Origin of the sequence: Gardnerella sp. DNF00753, assembly GCF_049244275.1 — a bacterium.
Classification (GTDB): Bacteria; Actinomycetota; Actinomycetes; order Actinomycetales; family Bifidobacteriaceae; genus Bifidobacterium; species Bifidobacterium greenwoodii.
This window is the reverse complement of record NZ_CP058393.1, coordinates 348,541-367,741: the sequence shown is the minus strand read 5'-3', so window position 1 is coordinate 367,741 and position 19,201 is coordinate 348,541. Positions and strand designations below refer to the sequence as shown.

The following is a 19,201-nucleotide window of genomic DNA, read 5'->3' as shown; positions in this document are numbered from 1 at the left end:
TTAAGAATGCAGCTTAAGAATAGAGCAGCGACGCTGCAGAAGCGGCGCGAGAGTCACCTTCGAGAAAAAGCGTGGAAGCAGCGGAAAGACCAGTTTGTTGCAAAAACTCGCGGTAAAGCATTACGTCTGGTTTGCGCAAATGCGATTCATAAGATGCGCAAACACCGTTAAGCTCGCCGAGTATTGGGCAAGTTTTGCGCGCGAAGTCTAGCCAATCGCAAGGAGCGTTACCAAGCGCCCACACGCGCACGCCGTTCGCAATCAACTCGCGCGCCTGACCGCAAGCATCCACACGCTCGCCGGCAAAACCGCGCTCGAAACGCTCAAAATACAAGCGATACAGCCACGTAACCGCAGGCCCGTGATGCTCGCTAAACGATTCAAGCACGCGCTCAATACTCCACCCAGCCTCGCGCAAAGACTCGTGAAACTCAAATCCCCATTCCGGCTCGAAACTAAAAAGCACTTCCCCAATAAAATCCGGATAATCTGCAGCCAGAGTGCGGCGCGCATCCCAATCTACCAGCAAATTCAAGTCAAAAACAACGTCGGAAATTCCGCGCGAAGCATACTCGCGGATACTATTTTCGCGCATATTATTTATACCGCAAATATCACAAATTCCGCTTGCACTAACTGCTTTTATTTCAGCGCACATAATTCCCACTTGTTTATGCCGATATTAAGAAGAACACTAAAACAACCGTTAATATGATTCAAGTCACGCGGTTGGCGGAATGCCAGCGCCCATATCATCAGCGCCCATCAAACCAGCGCCACCAACTACCCCAGAACCATACATTCCAGCTGCAAAGTTCGCCTGTAAACTGTTGAGATTGTAGCCAAGCGCCTCAAGCTGCGCGCGGCCGTCCTCATTAATGTTTTCAACGCTCCAGCGCGGCTTCCACGTCCAATCGATGCGAAACTCTTCCACCAAGCCTGCGAGCGCATTCGCACACTCGTCCTCAATCAAATCCGTAAGTGGGCAAGCCGGAGTTGTAAGCGTCATTGTAATAATCGCGCGACCTAGCTCGTCAATCTCAATGCCGTAAACAAGACCTAAATCAACAACATCAATGCCCAATTCCGGATCGACAACATCGTGAAGCGCTTCCTTAATATCTTCTTCGGTAACCCTTCCAATATCGTTCGCACTTAAAGGTGCCGACGCCGCCACCTCAACTGCCGATTGCGCATCGATTGCCGATTCATTTTCTGCCATAATATTCCTTGCTTTGCTTGTACTAGATTTCGATTTTACAAGCTGCCAAGAATTTGCGGATTCAAGTTTTGCGAAGCTTTTGCAATGCTGTCTTTTAAGCCTTCCCACGCCAAAAGCGCGCACTTAATTCGCATTGGGTAGCGCGATACGCCTTGCAAAACCATTGCATCTTCCAGCGCATCTTCGTCCTCTTCGTTTTCAAAACCTTCGCCGCGAGATTCCATAAGTTTGTGGAAAAGCGCGTCTAATCGCAAAGCTTCGTCAACCGATTTTCCTTCGACTAAATCAACCATCATCGAAAGGCTTGCTTGCGAGATTGAGCAGCCGTGACCATCCCACTTAACGCTTGAAATTATTGGGTTTTTTAGGTCCGCGCTATTTGAAATCTCCACGCGCATTGTTACTTCGTCGCCGCAAGTTGGGTTGAATTGGTGCGATTGGCCTAAAGCTGAGTTTTCGCCAGATGTAACAGCGCAACTTTCGTGAGTATTGTTTAGGGTGGTTTCAGCAGATTTTTTATTTTCAGAAGAGTTGGCAGATTCTTTATTTTTGGCAGATTCGGCAGATTCTTTATTTTCTGCAGATTCTTGAGTTTCTTCATTTAGTTCTGCTTTTGCGAGCGCATCCGTGCTTTCGAAATGAGTTTTTCCGTGCGGATTTCTAGCAGCATCTAAAATCACCTCTTGATACATGCTTTCCAAGCCGTCACCAGACGTATCCCCAAAACCTGCACCTGCACCTGCGCCAAAACTCATATCAAACATACGCTCTCCTTACCTACTCTAACTCGCTAAAACACTAACTAGCTTGCTAACAACATTATGCACCAAAGTAGGCGCGAACATGGGAAACTGCTTCAACAAGCGCGCGAGCTTCGTCAATCGTGTTGTAGACTCCAACAGACGCACGATTTGAAGCGTACACGCCAAAATGACGATGGATCGGCTGAGCGCAATGATGCCCAACACGAATCGCAATACCCTGCGCGTCCAAAAACTGTCCAACATCATGCGGATGCACGCCTTCAACTTCAAAAGCAACCGTGCCAATTCGATTCTCTAAATCAGTCGGCCCCAAAATGCGAACGCCAGGAACATCCTGCAATTTTAGCAATTCTGCAGCAATTTCCTGCTCATGCTCTGCTACTTTATTCATGCCAACCGCGCGCAACCAATCCGCAGCAACTCCGGCTGCAACCATTTGCGCAACAGGCTGAGTTCCAGCCTCAAAACGGTAAGGCGCATCCATGTATTGAGCCGGCTTGTTAAGCCACGCAAGCTCCACCATTGAGCCGCCGAAATTGGCAGGCGGAAGCGCATCCAAAAGCTCACGGCGACCATACAGGAATCCAACTCCCGTAGGACCGTACATTTTATGCGCACTAAAGGCTGCAAAATCAACGTTTAACGCGTGGAAATCAACCGGAATATGCGGAACTGACTGGCATGCGTCGAGCACAAAAATCGCGCCGACTTCGTGAGCGCGCTTGCAAATCGACGAAACATCCGTAATAGCGCCAGTAACGTTGCTAATATGCGTAACTGCAACGATTTTCGTGCGCTCGTCAATAATCGTGCGCAAATATTCAGCATCAGTGCGCACGCGGCCGTCCTCTGTTACATCAATCCAGCGAAGCTCCGCTCCAGTGCGAAGAGCCAGCTCTTGGAATGGAAGCAGCACAGAGTGGTGGTCGGCTCTGGAAACTACGATTACGTCGCCTTTGTGCAGGACGAAATTGCGATGGAAGTCGGTTGAGGTTGCGGTTGAGTTTGTAGTTGCGTTTGCACTTACATTAGCTTTTGCACTAGCGTTACCAATAGCAGTTGCGAGAAGATTAAGTGCGCCTGTAGCACCCGGAGTAACAACAATTTCCTCGCTGCCAGCATCCGCACACGCTCCAACAAGACGCGCAACTTTCGCACGCGCTTGTTCAAACGCAACCGTGGAAAGAGCCGCCAACTCGTGCGCTCCCCTGTGGACTCCTGCGTTAATTGTTTCGTAAAACTCTTTTTCGGTGTCGATTACAAGCTGCGGCTTTTGTGAAGTTGCTGCAGAATCCAAGTAAATCAAGGGTTTTCCGTGCACAGTATCGTAAAGCGAAGTGCCGTGAACTGTGCGTCTCAAAATCGGAAATTGTTCGCGCAAATCGCTAAATTCTCGCATAATATTTTCTTCAGTCATATTAAACCGCTATTTTTACGCTTTTACGTAATTTTTTACGAATACATAAACAGATTAAGCTATCACCTAAGCTGCGCTTACGCCAGTGCCGACTCGGTTGCGCCTTCCGGCAAATACTTGTCGTAGCCTTCTTCTTCCAGCTCGTCTGCAAGCTCCGGGCCTGCAGTCTTTACAAAGTGACCTTGCGCAAAAACGTGCACAATATCCGGCTTAATATACTTGAGGATTCGCGTGTAATGCGTAACCATCATAATGCCCAAACCGGTGTTTTCTTTGGCGCGATTCACGCCTTCCGACACGATTCGAAGCGCGTCAACGTCGAGTCCGGAATCAGTTTCGTCCAAAATCGCAAACTTTGGCTTTAAAAGCTCTAGTTGCAAAACTTCCGCGCGCTTCTTTTCGCCGCCGGAGAAGCCTTCGTTTACTGAACGAGACGCAAATTTTGGATCCATTCGAAGCTTTTTCATAGCCTCGCTAAGTTCTTTCACCCAGCTTCTTAAAGATGGAGCTTTGCCTTCAACTTCGGTTTTTGCGGTGCGAAGGAAGTTCGTCATAGATACGCCTGGTACTTCTACTGGGTATTGCATTGCAAGGAACAGTCCGGCTTTTGCGCGCTCGTCAGGAGTCATTTTCAAAATATCTTCGCCGTCGAGAAGCACCTGGCCAGAATCAACTTCGTACTTTGGATGACCTGCCAAAGTGTAGGCAAGAGTAGACTTTCCAGATCCGTTAGGACCCATAATTGCGTGCGTTTCGCCAGAATTAACCGTAAGATTTACGCCTTTTAAGATTTGCTTGCGACCTTCTTTTGTTTCTACAGAAGCGTACAAATCTTTAATTTCCAAAGTTGACATGATTTTCTCCTATTCTTCCGTTCTTGCAAGACGGCGCTCAATCGCCTTCATTAAGTGATCAACAATTTCCGGAACGCCAATTTCTTCAATCAGCTCGTTAAAGAATCCGCGCACAACAAGCTTTCTTGCCTCAATCTCACTAATTCCGCGAGACTGCAAGTAGAAAAGCTCTTCGTCGTCAAATCGTCCGACTGAACTTGCGTGACCGGCACCAATAATGTTTCCGTTTTCAATTTCCAAATTCGGCTCAGAATCGGCGATTGCGCCAGGAGTGAGCACTAGATTACGGTTCAACTCGTACGAATCCGTGCCAGGAGCTTCCGGCTTAATAAGCGCGTTTCCAACCCAAGTTGAATGCGCGTCCTTTCCTTCCAAAGCGCCCTTGTACACTACTCTGGACTTGCATTCCGGATGATTATGCACAACCATCGTGCGGTGCTCCACGTGCTCGCCCGGATCCACAAAATACATGCCGAGCATGTTCAAATCACCCTGCTCGCCGCCAAAATCCTGATCCATGCGAATGCGCACAACATCTCCGCCAAGAGTGACCATCGTATGACGAAGCGAAGCTCCCTCACCCACGTGAATACGCTGGTTTCCAACGTGTTTGCTGCCTGAATCCCACTCTTGAATAAAGGTAGTAGAAACGTGCGCGTGCTTTCCGAGTATGATTTCCACGCCTTCAGCAAGTTTTGCGCAGCCGGTGTGTTCGATAATAATATCTGCGTTTGTGCGAGAATCTGCTTCGATTACTAAGTGCAATGCGTCAAGTGATTGCACAGCGTTTTCATTTGCGCTATTCGCGAGATTACCCTGAATTTTTAGCACGATTGGCTTTTTGATTTCGCCAGATACGTGAAGTACGTGCGCGTGCTTCGCCGCATTCCATGCGACTGCAGCCGCGCGATCAGAAGGCTTCATGTCGGTGTGAGGAGCCTCGTTTTGCGGCTTTACTTGCAAACTTACGGAACCGTCGCTTCCAACGTAAGAATCATCCAAAGCGGCTCCGCCAACGCCTTCAAGTGTTACTTGGATACTATTAGAAGGCTCGAAACGCTCGAAAAACTCGGAAATTCGCTCAACTGGAGTGTATCGCCAATCTTCCTGCTTACGCGTTGGAATCGCAAAATCTTCCACGTTAAAAGAGCGCACAGATTTGTCTGCACTAGAAGGCATTGCTGCAGGAACCGCGTAAGGATCATTAGGATCTGCTACAGGAATAGCAATTTCTTTTTCCGTCATTTTATTGCCTAAATTCTCTTTTAAATCTTCGCTCATCAGCCCACGGATCCTTCCATTTGCAACTCAACTAAGCGATTAAGCTCAAGCGCATACTCCATCGGCAGCTCGCGGCTAATCGGCTCCACGAAGCCTCGCACAATCATGCCCATAGCCTCTTTTTCTTCAAGACCGCGGCTCATCAAGTAGAAAAGCTGATCCTCAGAAACCTTGGAAACAGTGGCCTCGTGAGCCATCGAAACGTCGTCTTCGCGCACGTCAACATGCGGATAAGTATCGGACCTGGAAAAATCGTCAACAAGCAAAGCATCGCACACAACAGACGAACTAGAGCCCTTTGCGCCTTTAATGATCTTCACAAGACCGCGGTAAGCAGAGCGTCCGCCGCCGCGCGAAATAGACTTAGCAACAATCGTAGAACTCGTGTGCGGAGCCAAATGAATCATTTTCGCACCAGTATCCTGGTACTGTCCGCGGCCGGCAAAGCTCAAAGACATGGTTTCTGCTTTTGCATACGGCTCAGCAAGAATGCAAGCAGGATACTTCATAGTTGCCTTGGAGCCAATATTTCCATCAACCCACTCCATTGTGCCGCCTTCGCGCACATAAGCTCGCTGAGTTACCAAGTTGTACACGTTATTCGACCAGTTTTGCACGGTTGTGTAGCGCACGCGCGCATGCTTCTCTACAACAATTTCAACATTTGCAGCGTGGAGCGAATCCGTGGAATAAATTGGAGCTGTGCAACCTTCAACATAATGCACGTACGAGCCTTCATCCGCAATAATCAGCGTGCGCTCAAACTGACCCATGTTCGGCGTGTTAATGCGGAAGTAAGCCTGAAGCGGAATATCCACGTGCACGCCTTTTGGAACGTAAACGAACGAACCACCACTCCAAGCCGCAGTGTTAAGAGCCGCAAACTTATTGTCGTCAACCGGAATCACGGTTGCAAAATACTTTTTTACAAGCTCAGGATACTTTTGCACTGCTGTATCCGTATCAACAAAAATCACGCCTTGAGCAGCCAAGTCTTCGCGAATCGAATTGTAAATAACTTCCGACTCGTACTGTGCTGCAACGCCTGAAACTAAGCGCTTTTTCTCCGCTTCCGGAATGCCGAGTCTATCGTAAGTTTTGCGAATATCTTCCGGCAAATCATCCCAAGTTTTTGCTTGATCGTGAACCGGACGCACGTAATACTTGAAATCATCCGCATCAAAGCCGCTTAAGTCAACGCCCCAATCCGGCATAGGCTTTTGCAAAAACGCGCGGTAGCCTTGCAAGCGAAGATTTAACATCCACTCCGGCTCGTGTTTGTCTGCGGAAATTGCGCGCACAACCGACTCGTCAATACCTTTTTTTGCAGCCTCGCCTGCAGCATCCGAATCGTGCCAGCCGTAATTGTAATCGCCAAATTCAGCGACAATTTGCTCGTCTTGGCGGATTTTCTCTTCGTTTACGCGAGCGCGATCTGCCACATACTGGCTCATTTCAACGTCTGCAGCTTTATTTTTTGCTGGATTATTAGCATCATTTGCTGCAACGCTTGTATGACTAATATTGCTAGTATCGCTCATACGCTTATAGCACCTCCATGCATAACGCATTGCTACGCTCTTACCTTAGAGCGCAATCGCAAAAGCTATTCCCCAACGTTACTTTTGCATTCTGTCTAGTCTATTTCTTACCTATTCAAGGTTACCGCGTAATGCGATTTCTTGGTATAGCTGTGTTACAAACAAAACGTAATGTTTATCACAATCTAATAAAACAAAAAGCGGCAAAACTTAAGAATCCTAAGTTTTACCGCTTGTTTTTACTTGGCTTAAGACTACTTATCTGCCTTGCTATTTTGTGCAGACGACTGATGTTCAAGAGCAGCCGCAACTAATCCAGCAAACAGTGGATGAGGCTTAGTTGGGCGAGACTTAAACTCTGGGTGAGCTTGAGTTGCTACGTAGAATGGGTGAACATCTTTTGGAAGCTCCACAAACTCAGTCAAATTACCGTCTGGGCTTTGGCCGCTAATGCGCAAACCGGCTTCGCGCAAGCGATCCTTATACGCAACGTTCACCTCGTAACGGTGACGGTGACGCTCGGTAACATGCGTAGAGCCGTAAAGCTCGGCAACAATAGAGCCTTCTTCAAGCGTTGCAGGGTAAGAGCCGAGTCGCATTGTGTGACCCATATCTCCCTTACCATCCACAATATCTTTCTGCTCTTCCATAGTTGCGATTACTGGATCTCCACAATCCTTCTCGAACTCTGTGGAATTAGCATCCTCAAGACCTAGAACGTGACGAGCGTACTCAATAACCATAGATTGCAAGCCAAGGCAAAGGCCAAGCGTTGGCAAACCGTGTTCGCGAGCGTAACGGAGCGCGCCAATCTTACCTTCAATACCGCGAATGCCGAAACCGCCTGGAATAACCATTCCGTCCATTTGGTCAAGAGCTGCAGCAGCACCTTCTTGAGTTTCGCACTTGTCGGCAGCAACCCAGCGCACGTTTACCTTAGCCCAGTTTGCAAAACCGCCAGCCTTAATAGCCTCCGTAACAGAAAGGTACGCATCTGGCAAATCAATGTACTTGCCAACGATTGCAATGTTTAGCTCATGCTTTGGATGATGCACGCGCTCAAGCAAATCTTCCCACTCGTTCCAATCAACATCGTGGAATGGAAGCTCAAGCTCACGAACAACGTAAGCGTCCAAGCCTTCGTTGAACAAAATCTTTGGAACATCGTAAATGCTTGGAGCATCAACGCAGTTCACAACGCCTTCAGCATCGACGTCGCACATAAGCGAAATCTTGTCTTTAATAGCCTGATTAAGTGGACGATCCGAACGCAAAACAAGCGCGTCTGGAGAAATACCAAGCTGGCGAAGCATCATTACAGAATGCTGAGTTGGCTTAGTTTTCAACTCGTGCGCGGCTGCAATATAAGGAACCAAAGAAACGTGCACAAACATGCAGTTTTCTGGACCTAAATCGCGGCGAACTTCGCGAGCGGCTTCCAAGAATGGCTGGGATTCAATATCTCCAACTGTGCCGCCGATTTCCGTAATAATAACGTCTACATCGTCGGAAGCCTGCGCGCGCATACGCGACTTAATTTCGCCAGTAATATGCGGAATAACCTGCACGCACTGACCCAAATATTCACCAGCGCGCTCCTTACGAAGCACAGACTGATAAATCTGGCCCGTAGTTACATTCGCTTTTTGACTTAAGAAAACATCAAGGAATCGCTCGTAATGACCAATATCAAGATCTGTTTCTGCGCCATCTTCCGTAACATAGACTTCACCATGCTGGAATGGGTTCATTGTACCCGGGTCAACATTGATATAAGGATCGAGTTTTTGTTGCAAAACGTGAAGGCCGCGGCTTCGCAAAAGTCGTCCTAAAGACGATGCAGTAAGGCCTTTTCCGAGGGACGAAACAACGCCACCAGTGACAAAAATATGCTTTGTAATATGCTCCTGAGAGTTACCATGTTTTCTTCTAACCATGGAACTCCATAGTATCTTCGAGCCTCGACTCGGGTGTTGTATTAAAAGCGACTTAAAAAGTTATATTAAGTGCGCAACAGCCTCGAGCGCAAGCTTGTAACCGTACAATCCCATGCCAGTAATAGTGCCGGTTGCAACAGGACTAATCACGCTTATTTTGCGGAAAGAATCGCGTGCGGAAGGATTAGAAATATGCACTTCCATTAGCGGCACTCCAGCGTCCAAAACCATGTGAGCCGCATCCGCCAGCGCATAACTGTAGTGCGTGAAAGCAGCAGGATTCATAACAACAGGAGTATGCGTGTCGGCAGCTTCGTGCATCCAATGAACCATTTGCGCTTCATCATCACTTTGACACACTTCTACTTTTAAGCCAAGCTCCGCTCCCCACTTTTCGCAAAGCGCGCACAGAGTTTCAAAATCTTGACTGCCATAAACGTCTGGCTGACGAACGCCGAGACGGCCTAAGTTCGGACCGTTTACAACAAGAACTTTTTTTGGTTGCTGATTTTCCATTATTGCCTCGCAAAGTTAATTATTTTTTATACACGCGCTTAAAAGCTTCTTTAACTGCTTCAATAGGCGGATTGTCTAAATGAATAGGATTCGAAATACCATCCAAAATTACGAAACGTAGCATGTTGCCGCGCGCTTTTTTGTCACGATGCATAAGATTAAGCACGCGCTCAAACGCAGCGTCAGAATCTTCTCTACTCTGCCACGAAGTTGGTAATCCAAGCGAATCTAAAAGCGAACGATGGTAGGAAACATCTTCAGCATCCAAATATCCTAAAATTTGCGCAAGCTCGGCCGCAAAAACCATGCCAACAGCAACAGCGTTTCCGTGACGCCAACGGAAGTGTTCAATCTGCTCAATCGCATGGCCTAAAGTATGCCCGTAGTTCAAAAACTCGCGCAAACCCTGCTCTTTTAAATCACTCGAAACGTGATACGCTTTTACTCTAACAGTGCGTTCAATAAGATTCACAATAAGCTCGTGAAGTTCGCTATTATTTTCAATTTGATTCCCATTAAATTCGCGCAAAAGCTTAGCATTATTCGAGTCGCTAAGAATCTTCAAAATTTCGCCGTCTAGAATAAAACCAGATTTTGCAACCTCACCCAGGCCTTCAATAAGAATATCGTTTGGAAGAGTTGAAAGCGTAGAAGTATCTGCCAAAACGCCAGCTGGAGTGTAAAAACTTCCAACCAGATTCTTGCCAGCATCCGTATTTATACCAGTTTTTCCGCCTGTTGAAGCGTCAACCATTGCAAGAAGTGAAGTTGGGCAGTTTACGTAACGAATTCCACGCATCCAAGTTGCAGCAACAAAGCCGGCAACATCCGTAGCAGCGCCGCCTCCTAAGCCAACAATCGCGTCGGAACGCGTAAAACCAGCTTCACCTAAGCGCGCCCAAATTCCGCTCGCAACTTGAATAGTTTTTCCAGCTTCAGCATCCGGCACAAGTATGTCTAAAACTTCATAGCCTGCTTGGCGCAAAATTGCGCGAGCTCTGTCACTGTGGCGCTGAACCGGCTGCGTGTGAACTAACGCCACTTTAACCGGCTTAGTTCCAAGCATTTGCGGCAAAAGTTGCATGGCTCCGTCGCCAATTCGCACATCGTACGGCTCAATCGCTTCACCTGTAACATGCACTATGCGTTGCATAATCATGCTCCTTAACTTTTCTGCAGCCATATACGGATTTGAACCTTTTGTTGGCATGTGAATATTTGATACTGCCCTAAAAATTGGGTCTCGCTGCTCAAATAATTCCATCCAACGCTTTTTAGCGTCTTGGCCGATTAGCATAGGGCGATTATTGCTCCAGCCTGCGCGCTCAATAGCATCGTCTGCGCTGGTTTGCAAATACACTACGCGACCGCCAAGATTCACGTATTCTTTTAGCACTTCCTGCGTTTCTTTGCGAACAGGAGCGCCGCCGCCAAGAGAAATAATGCCGGAATCAGCCTGATTTTCTAAAATTACGTTTCTAACTATTCTTGCTTCTATATCTCGGAAGGATTCCTGACCAAACTGCTCAAAATATTGAGTAATTGGCATATTAATTTCGCGCTCAATCATGTCGTCCGTATCGCAAAAAGGCAGATTCATAAGATGCGCAACTTCGCGACCAACGCGCGTTTTTCCGGCGGCAGGCATGCCGATAATAACAACTAGCGGAATTTTAGTATTGCTCATTTCATATTCTCCGGCCAGGAAGCTAGGTAAGACTCTATATTCCGGCGCGTTTCTTGCAAAGAATCTCCACCAAACTTTTCCAAAGCATACTTTGCCAAAGTAAGTCTTACCATTGCTTCTGCTACTACGGAAGCCGCTGGAACAGCAGTAAAATCGGAGCGCTGATTAATAGCTTGAGCAGCTTCGCCAGTAAGCACATCTACTGTGCGCAAAGCGCGCGGAATAGAAGGAATCGGCTTCATTGCGGCACGCACGCGGATAATTTCGCCGTTTGACATACCACCTTCAATGCCGCCAGCGCGATTAGTTAGTCGGGTAATTTTACCGTTTTCGCCTGTTACGATTTCGTCGTGCGCGGCCGAGCCTGGGCGATCTGCTTCTTCAAAACCGTCTCCAATTTCCACGCCTTTAATAGCCTGGATTCCCATAAGAGCGCTTGCTAAAGCCGCGTCCAAGCGGCGATCTGACTCCACGTATGTTCCAACTCCAGCAGGCATGCCGTAAGCAAGCACTTCTACTACTCCACCTAAAGTATCTGCATTTGCTTTTGCTTCGTCGATGCGAGCCATCATTTTAGCTTCGGCGTCTTTATCTAGAGTGCGAACTGGAGAAGCATCCAAAGCCGCAACATCGTCAGGTGTTGGTAAAGCTAAACTTTTGTTAGTGTAAACGCCACCGATTCCAACAACGTGCGCAACAGTGCGCACACCCAACGCCTGCTGCAAAAACGCATCAGCAATAGCACCCAAAGCAACGCGCGAAGCTGTTTCCCTAGCGCTAGAGCGCTCCAGAACTTCGCGAGCATCATTAAAACCGTATTTGCGCATGCCAGTTAAATCCGCATGCCCCGGTCGCGGCCTAGAAAGTGGCGCGTTTCGACCAACTTTCTCAATCTCATGATCCAAAGGATTTGCGCTCATTACTTCCGTCCACTTCGGCCACTCTGTATTCGCGATTTCTACAGCAATCGGAGAGCCAAGCGTTACTCCGTGGCGAACGCCGGTTAAAATACGCACTTTGTCTTGCTCGAACTTCATGCGAGCGCCACGGCCGTATCCAAGACGACGGCGCGCAAGAGCCGCAACCACATCGCTGCTAGCAATGCGCACGCCCGCCGGCAAACCTTCAATCATGGCAACTAATGCTTCACCATGCGATTCCCCTGCAGTTTGCCATCTAAGCATGCCATTCTCCATTCTCAACTAATTTACGTGTCTAAATACTTACTCTACTAACCACCAAGTATTGAGTGGGTTGTTATTGACAGCAATGCTGCGATTATGGCTGATATTGCTTCTACTGGCACGAATGGTATTGATGCGTTGGTTGGCATGCGGATTTTGCAGTAAATTTTCCATAGAAAAAGCCAAACTAAGCCAACTGCTCCAACTAAAGCAAACCAGTAAATTAAAGAGTCAAAACCGAATAATACCAATGCTTGTGCGATCATTGACGCACTAGTAACATCTCCGAAGCCAACGGAATTTGTTGGAGCGAGTTTTCGCATAATCCAATAAATCACAAAAACAAATACGCAAGAAATACAGCCTAAAATAAGCACGCTAATATTTCCAAACAAAATAATCGAATATATAAGATTCGCAAAAGATTGAAAAATTAGCGCAACAACAACCCAAAGTCTTGGCACTATGCGACTTCTTATATCCGTTACGCAAACTGAAATTAAGCACACAAGCGTTGGTAGCGCCGATATTATCGTAATAATTAATTGCCTCATTAAAGCAAATTACGAAAACTTATAAAACTTTTGCAACCTAAACGCATCCATGTGGTTAAAAGCTATATTTTTAGTTGCCTTCAGGATTGTTGCGCTTGTACTCGTCGCGGAATTTCAAAAAGTCGTCTTTGTTATCCGCAAACTTCGTCTCACCAGTCTTCAAATTCGTGGTGACGAAGTAAAGCCACGGACCATCTTGAGGCTTAATAGTGGCAATAAGAGCGTTGTCTCCAGCAATACCAATAGGCGTAGGAGTCAAGCCCTTGTGAATGCGAGTATTGTAAGGATTATTTGGATTATCTAGCATTGATTGCGTAAGCTTTATAGGCTTTACTCCCGCTCCGTACCCAATTGTAGAGTCCATTCCAAGAGGCATATCTTTTGCCAAACGGTTTAGTATTACGCGCACAACTTTGCCGTAATATTCGCGATTATTCACTTCAGCTTCGGCAATTGAGGCCATAATTAAAGCTTTTTCGCGATCTTCGCCTTTAGGAATACCAAGAGAGTCGAGCTTAGCAATACGTTTTTTTACCATTGCGGAAAGAATATCTTCCGCGCTTTTCATAGATCTTACGTTATAAACTCCAGGCTCTAACCAGCCTTCGATGCTTCCTTTAGCTTCTGGAGGCAAAATTCCAGCTCCCCCATCTGCTAAAGCTGCTTTAAACTTATCCATGCTTATTCCAGATAAGCTTGAAGCGCGCTGCAAAACTTCAGTAGCGTGGTCTCCTGCACGAACGTCAAGGAATCCGCCGGCTTTTGTTTGATCGGAAAGAATATTAACCACGTCAATAGCAGCCATATGCTTTTTAAGCGAGTAAACTCCCGGGTACAAGATTTTATTATTTGCAGCAACTGCGGAAGTAAAAGCTGATTGAGATTTAACAACATTTGCTTTAACTAATTTGTTGGCAACACTAATAGCACCCTCGCCGGTGTCAATAGTAAACTCAACCGTTCCAAAGCCTGGACCTGGCCAGTCTGCAACCGACTCGCTATTTTGAGATAATTTCCACGCGCGAACTGCGCTGTATCCAAAATATCCAACAACAGCTAATACGAATACGAGCAGAATAGCTAAAACTACTTTTGCTCTACGCCTGCGTTTTTTTGCCGCAAGACGAGCTTTAGCGCGTTTTCTGGAGCTAACAGTCGAAGATTCGTCTTTAGAATTAGATGATTTTGACGACGGCTCGCCATCATGCTCAGTCCACTTTGCATGTTTGTCAAAAAATTCGTCAAAATTGTCAGACACGCTATGCTCCTCTTCGCTATTTCTACTTTTTACACGATTTTCAAAACTACTCTGCATTATTTGCGTCAAGCGCAGACTGCAAAATCAATACTGCCGACTGCTGATCTACCATAGGGCGATGCTTGCGAGTAGAAAAATCAGCTTGTAGCAACTGCCGGTGAGCACTAACTGTTGTTAAACGCTCATCCTTCCAAACAATATCAGGTATGTAAGAAAGCGTCCAATCTCCAACATTTTTTGCTAATTCAATGCGTTTAGCTAAATTTTTTCCCCACCGACGCGCTTTTTTCGCAGATTTTCCTTCAGAACCGTCTAATTGAAGAGGCAAGCCAATTACAACACGTTTAACTTGATTTTCTTCTATTAGATTCATGACTTCGTCAATAGCTCTAAAAGAATCTCCAAAAACTTGCACGTTTCCGATTGGATGCGCAAAAGTGAGCTCAGGGTCGGAAAGCGCAAGCCCGACCCTGGCATCACCTAAATCAATACCTAACCACACCATGATTCGTGTTGCTTTCGGTAAAGATTTTAAATTTTAAGCAGGAAGCTACGAGACTCAGGCGAGCTCAGCCACTTGCGCTTTTACAGCTTCCAACGCTTCGTCAATCTTAGAAGCGTCTGTGCCGCCGCCTTGAGCGAAGTCTGGCTTGCCGCCGCCACCGCCGCCAAGAACCTTGGAAGCAGTTCGAACCAAGTCACCAGCCTTAGCACCAAGGCCACGAGCAGCCTCGTTAGTTGCAACTGCAACCATTGGCTTATCATCCTCGTTTACGCCGCTCAAAACTACTACTGCAGGAAGGTCCTCACCTAGGCGAGAGCGCACGTCGAGAACCGTCTTACGAAGAGTTTCAAACGATCCGAAGTTTCCAACGTTTTTAACAGCCAACTTAACGCTTCCGGCACTAGCTTTAGCGGACTCAATCAAAGCTGGAACAGAATCTGCAAGCTGAGACTCGTAAACGGCTGCAAGCTTACGATCAGAATCCTTCATCTTGTTAAGCAAAGATTCCAAACGTTCAGCCAACTCGTCTGGGCGAGCGTTAACCATTTCTGCAAGTTGAGCCACCAAAGTGTGCTCGCGAGCGCCATACTCGTACGCTGCCTCGCCGCAAAGAGCGTCAATACGGCGTACGCCAGAGCCAATAGAAGACTCGGAAAGGATTGTAACCATACCAATCTTTCCGGTGCTCTTAGCGTGAGTACCACCGCAAAGCTCGCGGCTCCAACCGTCGCCGATTTCAACCACGCGCACAACATCGCCGTACTTTTCGCCGAACAAGTGCATTGCTCCAAGCTTAAAAGCGTCGTCGATTGGCATTTCCTTAGGAACAACCTGCAAATCGTCGCGAATACGCTCGTTTACGCGAGCTTCAACGCGGGAAAGCGCATCCTTTTCAACAGCCTTTGGCCACTGGAAGTCGAAGCGCAAACGATCTGGATCAACCACAGAACCGCGCTGAGTTGCCTGAGGACCAAGCTCTTCTCGCAAAGCCTTGTGAAGAGTGTGGGTAGCAGTGTGAGAACGTGCCAAAGCAGCCCTGCGAACCTGGTCAATATTCGTGTTTACAGGAGCACCAACGCTAAGCGTTCCTTCAGTCAAACGGCAGCTGTGAACAATCAAATCCTTGATTGGACGCTGAACGTCGTCAACTTCCAAAATTGCGCCGTCGTCGGAAATAATCTCGCCCTGATCAGCAATCTGGCCGCCGCGCTCAGCATAGAATGGCGTGCGGTCGAGAATAATCTCAACGTTTGCAGGAGCAGTAACGCTTTTAACAGAGCCCTTGCCTGCTTCAACAATTGCCAAAACGTTAGAACGGCTTGAGAAGTCTGTGTAACCGAGGAAGTCGATTGGCTTTTCAAGAGCCTTCTTAATATCGTCGTAAACGCTAACGTCCACGTTGTGACGCTTCTTCAAAGCGTCAGCGCGAGCGCGACCTTTCTGCTCGCTCATAAGCTCGCGGAACTTAGCCTCGTCAACCTTAACGCCCTGCTCGGCTGCCATCTCAAGAGTAAGCTCAATTGGGAAGCCGTAAGTATCGTGCAAAGTAAACGCGTCTGAGCCGCCAACCATAGGGTCGTCCTTTTTCTCTTTCTTAGCTTTTTCAACAGCCAAGTCGAGAATAGTTGTGCCCTTTTCAAGAGTGCGACGGAAAGCATCTTCCTCACCGTAGGCAGCTTCGCTAACCTCGTGGAAAGTATCGTTAAGCTCCGGATAGCTTGGCTCCATAGCTCCCTTAGAAACTGGGAAAAGAGTTGGCAAAACTGGATCATGCACGCCAAGCATACGCATTGCGCGAACAGTTCTACGAAGAAGACGACGAAGAACGTAGCCGCGGCCAACGTTACTTGGGCGCACGCCGTCGCTCATAATCATCAAAGCGGAACGCACATGATCTGCTACAACGCGGAAACGCACGTCAGCATCGTTATTATCGCCGTACTTTACGCCACTAAGCTTTTCTGCAGCTTCAATAACTGGGTAAACTTCGTCAGTTTCGTAAATATTTTCCTTACCTTGCATAAGGTAAGCCAAGCGCTCCAAACCAGCGCCGGTATCAATATTCTTCTGATCGAGCTCGCCAGCAATATGCAAATCAGTTTTAGATTTGACGTTATCAACCTGGTAGTTTTCAAAAACTAAATCCCAAATCTCAATAAAACGAGATTCGTCGGCAGCAGGACCGCCGTCACGACCATATTCAGGGCCACGATCAACGTAAATTTCGGAGCATGGGCCGCCAGGACCAGGGCCGCCGGTAGTCCAGAAGTTATCTTCCATGCCGAAAACTTGCATGTGTTCTGGATCAAAGCCCTCGTTCTTCCAAATTGCGCGAGCCTCGTCGTCATCAGTGTAAGTAGTAACCCAAAGCTTTTCAGGATCGAAACCGTAGCCGCCCTTATCTTGCGGACTAGTTAAAAGCTCCCAAGCGTAGTGGATTGCTTCTTCCTTAAAATAATCACCGAAGGAGAAGTTACCAACCATTTGGAAGAAGGTTCCGTGACGAGTAGTCTTACCAACTTCGTCAATATCAAGAGTGCGCACGCACTTTTGGTTCGAAGCCATACGTCGAGAAGGAGGCGTCTGCTCACCAAGCAAATAAGGAATAAACGGCACCATGCCGGCAATAGTAAAAAGCGTCGTTGGGTTCGGCGAAATTAGGGATGCCGAAGGAACGACCATATGACCATTTTTAGCAAAATAGTCAAGATAACGCTTTGCAATTTCTGCTGTGCGCATACGTACGAACTCCTTGTGTAATTTTTAGCAAGATCTTGTCATGCAAACATTCAATATAGTACTTCAACACTTAACTTAAACAAACTTTTTCAACTAGCATTTTAGTAAAAACGCAAGTCTAAGCAGCAAAAGATTAGTTAAAAATCCTCATGACGACTGTGAGCATAACGAGAATTAAGCTCATCCTCATGCTTTTTACGACTTTCATTAAAATCTTTAAACAATCCCAATATTGTGCTTAAAGTAATATTTTCCGGCTCTTTACTAAACACAAATTTGCGAGCAGAATCAGGCATTTTTGCTTTTAAGTAGGCACGCGCTTTTGTTACAGCAAGCACACCAATTACAATGCCAACACACATCCAAAATAGGCGCTTGAACATTACTCCCCCTTGCTTGCAGCGCTGTTGCTTGCAGAGCTGTTAGAAGATTCTTTTGCAGCGTGACGGCCAGTAGAATGAGAATCGGTCGGAACAGTAGGCTTATTAAAGAAAGAAGCAACCGTGTCTTTTAGCGCGTAGCCGGCAGCCGCAACCTTAACAATAGGTTTTCCAAGGAAAGCACCATACAAATCAGTAAGAGCACCAATATTTGTAACAGTTGTGCGCGTAGCACCTGAAACAGCGTTCACATCGTCAAGAGTCTTATTAACTTGCTTAATCGTCGTAACAGACTCATCAATTGCAGGCATCGCATGCTCACCCGACTCTTTGACAGTTTTCGCAATCTGATCGAACAACTTGCCCAATCTAATTAGCGGATAAATCAAAAAACCCGAAAGCACAGTAAACGCAATCGCGGCAATAAGAGCAGCTATGTCTCCAACGCTCATCGTAACCTCTTTCTGTACCATTTTTGCTTAAGACTTCACCGCGCTGAAAGCTAATACAACAGCAAATCAGACTACAGTTAAAACCATTCGCAATGACTTAAGACTAACGAACGGTAACGACGCATACGTTAAGAAAGCTGCAGCAAAAATCTACTCGTTGTAGCCTTGAATAGTAATAGCGTTATCAATAGGTTTAGTAGTGTCAAAATCGAGCCTGGTTACGCTTCCATTTTCCGGACGCTCGCTTAAATCGTAACCAGCAGGTGCAAAACGGTGCATAAGACTTAAAAGCGTATTTCCGTGCGAAATCTGCAACACGTTATCGCCATCTTTAAGCGAAGAATTTGAGGCGATAAGCTTAAAACCGTCTTCTACGCGAGTCCAATACTCAATATCCGACTCTGCATCGTGGAAAGGATCAGCCTCTTTAAGCATGTCGCGCGTGGCTGCAAGCCCAAACTTTTCAACGATTTCGTTGTAGGTGTGCGCTCCGTTCGGCGCTCCCGCAGCCCACCAAGCCATTTGCATATCTTGGCCTTCAAAATAGCCGTAGCATTGCTCGCGAAAATGCATATCGCTTACAAGCTTTGGACGCGCGTTACCGACAGCTTCGTTTGCATCGAGAATACGCTGAGCCGTGATTTGCGCACGCGTAGTATCCGAACAGTAAGCTGCAGCAAAAGTAATATTTTCTAGCTTTTTTGCAGCCTTGTCCGCATCCTTCAAACCTTTTTCGGTAAGCGGAGAATTTGACCAGCCTTGCAGACGATTGTAACGATTAAATAGCGTCTGACCGTGACGCACTAAATAAAGATGCAGCAACATAGCTCCATTATTACACTACGATGTACATAAGCGTCAAAAGTTGCGCGACAACAAATGCCGGAGAATTTCCCCACGTTTGGAGCGC

At 47.0% G+C, this 19,201-nt stretch carries 18 protein-coding genes; all 18 read right to left on the bottom strand.

Annotated features, from left to right (window positions below; all coding sequences use genetic code 11):
• Positions 1 to 13: 13 nt before the first annotated feature.
• The 18 genes from HXT33_RS01610 to HXT33_RS01525 all read right to left on the bottom strand — a co-directional run bounded on the left by HXT33_RS01610 (position 14) and on the right by HXT33_RS01525 (position 19,116).
• Positions 14 to 658, bottom strand: a complete 645-nt coding sequence (locus HXT33_RS01610) for a hypothetical protein (RefSeq protein ID WP_004137002.1) — start codon at positions 656 to 658, stop codon at positions 14 to 16.
• A 63-nt stretch (positions 659 to 721) separates the two neighbouring features.
• The gene (locus tag HXT33_RS01605; protein ID WP_004137001.1) at positions 722 to 1,222 is read right to left on the bottom strand and encodes a metal-sulfur cluster assembly factor; all 501 of its coding nucleotides are present in this window, start codon (positions 1,220 to 1,222) and stop codon (positions 722 to 724) included.
• Between the two features lie 35 nt (positions 1,223 to 1,257).
• Complete coding sequence (sufU, locus tag HXT33_RS01600; protein WP_421787280.1) at positions 1,258 to 1,986, bottom strand: Fe-S cluster assembly sulfur transfer protein SufU; 729 nt, start codon at positions 1,984 to 1,986, stop codon at positions 1,258 to 1,260.
• Positions 1,987 to 2,041: 55 nt separating this feature from the next.
• Complete coding sequence (locus tag HXT33_RS01595) at positions 2,042 to 3,385, bottom strand: SufS family cysteine desulfurase (protein WP_421787642.1); 1,344 nt, start codon at positions 3,383 to 3,385, stop codon at positions 2,042 to 2,044.
• Positions 3,386 to 3,480: 95 nt separating this feature from the next.
• A complete protein-coding gene (gene sufC, locus HXT33_RS01590) occupies positions 3,481 to 4,257 on the bottom strand; it encodes a Fe-S cluster assembly ATPase SufC (RefSeq protein ID WP_004110671.1) in 777 nt (258 codons plus the stop codon).
• A 9-nt stretch (positions 4,258 to 4,266) separates the two neighbouring features.
• Positions 4,267 to 5,538 carry a Fe-S cluster assembly protein SufD gene (gene sufD, locus HXT33_RS01585; protein WP_421787278.1) on the bottom strand — a complete coding sequence of 424 codons (1,272 nt, stop codon included), beginning with the start codon at positions 5,536 to 5,538 and terminating at the stop codon, positions 4,267 to 4,269.
• Positions 5,538 to 7,079, bottom strand: coding sequence for a Fe-S cluster assembly protein SufB (gene sufB / locus HXT33_RS01580; RefSeq protein WP_004136992.1), 1,542 nt, complete (start codon positions 7,077 to 7,079; stop codon positions 5,538 to 5,540). Before sufB ends, sufD begins: the two co-directional genes overlap by 1 nt.
• A 254-nt stretch (positions 7,080 to 7,333) precedes the next feature.
• Entirely contained in the window at positions 7,334 to 9,016 is a 1,683-nt protein-coding gene (locus tag HXT33_RS01575) for a CTP synthase (protein ID WP_004136990.1), read from the bottom strand.
• A gap of 60 nt (positions 9,017 to 9,076) precedes the next feature.
• On the bottom strand, positions 9,077 to 9,532 hold the full coding sequence (gene aroQ, locus HXT33_RS01570) for a type II 3-dehydroquinate dehydratase (protein ID WP_004136988.1): 456 nt from the start codon (positions 9,530 to 9,532) through the stop codon (positions 9,077 to 9,079).
• 19 nt (positions 9,533 to 9,551) lie between these two features.
• A complete protein-coding gene (locus tag HXT33_RS01565; RefSeq protein WP_004136987.1) occupies positions 9,552 to 11,219 on the bottom strand; it encodes a bifunctional shikimate kinase/3-dehydroquinate synthase in 1,668 nt (555 codons plus the stop codon).
• The gene (aroC, locus tag HXT33_RS01560; RefSeq protein ID WP_421787275.1) at positions 11,216 to 12,403 is read right to left on the bottom strand and encodes a chorismate synthase; all 1,188 of its coding nucleotides are present in this window, start codon (positions 12,401 to 12,403) and stop codon (positions 11,216 to 11,218) included. The genes HXT33_RS01565 and aroC overlap by 4 nt, the downstream gene beginning before the upstream one ends.
• Before the next feature lie 47 nt (positions 12,404 to 12,450).
• A complete protein-coding gene (locus tag HXT33_RS01555) occupies positions 12,451 to 12,957 on the bottom strand; it encodes a prepilin peptidase (protein ID WP_421787273.1) in 507 nt (168 codons plus the stop codon).
• A 70-nt stretch (positions 12,958 to 13,027) separates the two neighbouring features.
• The gene (mltG, locus tag HXT33_RS01550) at positions 13,028 to 14,215 is read right to left on the bottom strand and encodes an endolytic transglycosylase MltG (protein WP_421787271.1); all 1,188 of its coding nucleotides are present in this window, start codon (positions 14,213 to 14,215) and stop codon (positions 13,028 to 13,030) included.
• 46 nt (positions 14,216 to 14,261) lie between these two features.
• Entirely contained in the window at positions 14,262 to 14,720 is a 459-nt protein-coding gene (gene ruvX, locus HXT33_RS01545) for a Holliday junction resolvase RuvX (protein WP_004128848.1), read from the bottom strand.
• A gap of 54 nt (positions 14,721 to 14,774) precedes the next feature.
• Positions 14,775 to 17,459: an alanine--tRNA ligase gene (gene alaS, locus HXT33_RS01540; protein WP_421787269.1), complete on the bottom strand. Its 2,685-nt coding sequence runs from the start codon at positions 17,457 to 17,459 to the stop codon at positions 14,775 to 14,777.
• Positions 17,460 to 17,596: 137 nt separating this feature from the next.
• On the bottom strand, positions 17,597 to 17,842 hold the full coding sequence (locus tag HXT33_RS01535) for a hypothetical protein (protein ID WP_004128853.1): 246 nt from the start codon (positions 17,840 to 17,842) through the stop codon (positions 17,597 to 17,599).
• Positions 17,842 to 18,291, bottom strand: coding sequence for a DUF948 domain-containing protein (locus HXT33_RS01530; protein WP_119520598.1), 450 nt, complete (start codon positions 18,289 to 18,291; stop codon positions 17,842 to 17,844). Before HXT33_RS01530 ends, HXT33_RS01535 begins: the two co-directional genes overlap by 1 nt.
• A 150-nt stretch (positions 18,292 to 18,441) precedes the next feature.
• Positions 18,442 to 19,116, bottom strand: coding sequence for a histidine phosphatase family protein (locus HXT33_RS01525; RefSeq protein ID WP_421787267.1), 675 nt, complete (start codon positions 19,114 to 19,116; stop codon positions 18,442 to 18,444).
• Positions 19,117 to 19,201: the final 85 nt, after the last annotated feature.

What these genes read in the sequence shown, in the direction of transcription:
- HXT33_RS01610 (WP_004137002.1), bottom strand. Translation starts at nt 658, where the DNA reads ATGTGCGCTGAAATAAAAGCAGTTAGTGCAAGCGGAATTTGTGATATT.
- HXT33_RS01605 (WP_004137001.1), bottom strand. Translation starts at nt 1,222, where the DNA reads ATGGCAGAAAATGAATCGGCAATCGATGCGCAATCGGCAGTTGAGGTG.
- sufU (WP_421787280.1), bottom strand. Translation starts at nt 1,986, where the DNA reads ATGTTTGATATGAGTTTTGGCGCAGGTGCAGGTGCAGGTTTTGGGGAT.
- HXT33_RS01595 (WP_421787642.1), bottom strand. Translation starts at nt 3,385, where the DNA reads ATGCGAGAATTTAGCGATTTGCGCGAACAATTTCCGATTTTGAGACGC.
- sufC (WP_004110671.1), bottom strand. Translation starts at nt 4,257, where the DNA reads ATGTCAACTTTGGAAATTAAAGATTTGTACGCTTCTGTAGAAACAAAA.
- sufD (WP_421787278.1), bottom strand. Translation starts at nt 5,538, where the DNA reads ATGAGCGAAGATTTAAAAGAGAATTTAGGCAATAAAATGACGGAAAAA.
- sufB (WP_004136992.1), bottom strand. Translation starts at nt 7,079, where the DNA reads ATGAGCGATACTAGCAATATTAGTCATACAAGCGTTGCAGCAAATGAT.
- HXT33_RS01575 (WP_004136990.1), bottom strand. Translation starts at nt 9,016, where the DNA reads ATGGTTAGAAGAAAACATGGTAACTCTCAGGAGCATATTACAAAGCAT.
- aroQ (WP_004136988.1), bottom strand. Translation starts at nt 9,532, where the DNA reads ATGGAAAATCAGCAACCAAAAAAAGTTCTTGTTGTAAACGGTCCGAAC.
- HXT33_RS01565 (WP_004136987.1), bottom strand. Translation starts at nt 11,219, where the DNA reads ATGAGCAATACTAAAATTCCGCTAGTTGTTATTATCGGCATGCCTGCC.
- aroC (WP_421787275.1), bottom strand. Translation starts at nt 12,403, where the DNA reads ATGCTTAGATGGCAAACTGCAGGGGAATCGCATGGTGAAGCATTAGTT.
- HXT33_RS01555 (WP_421787273.1), bottom strand. Translation starts at nt 12,957, where the DNA reads ATGAGGCAATTAATTATTACGATAATATCGGCGCTACCAACGCTTGTG.
- ruvX (WP_004128848.1), bottom strand. Translation starts at nt 14,720, where the DNA reads ATGGTGTGGTTAGGTATTGATTTAGGTGATGCCAGGGTCGGGCTTGCG.
- alaS (WP_421787269.1), bottom strand. Translation starts at nt 17,459, where the DNA reads ATGCGCACAGCAGAAATTGCAAAGCGTTATCTTGACTATTTTGCTAAA.
- HXT33_RS01535 (WP_004128853.1), bottom strand. Translation starts at nt 17,842, where the DNA reads ATGTTCAAGCGCCTATTTTGGATGTGTGTTGGCATTGTAATTGGTGTG.
- HXT33_RS01530 (WP_119520598.1), bottom strand. Translation starts at nt 18,291, where the DNA reads ATGAGCGTTGGAGACATAGCTGCTCTTATTGCCGCGATTGCGTTTACT.
- HXT33_RS01525 (WP_421787267.1), bottom strand. Translation starts at nt 19,116, where the DNA reads ATGTTGCTGCATCTTTATTTAGTGCGTCACGGTCAGACGCTATTTAAT.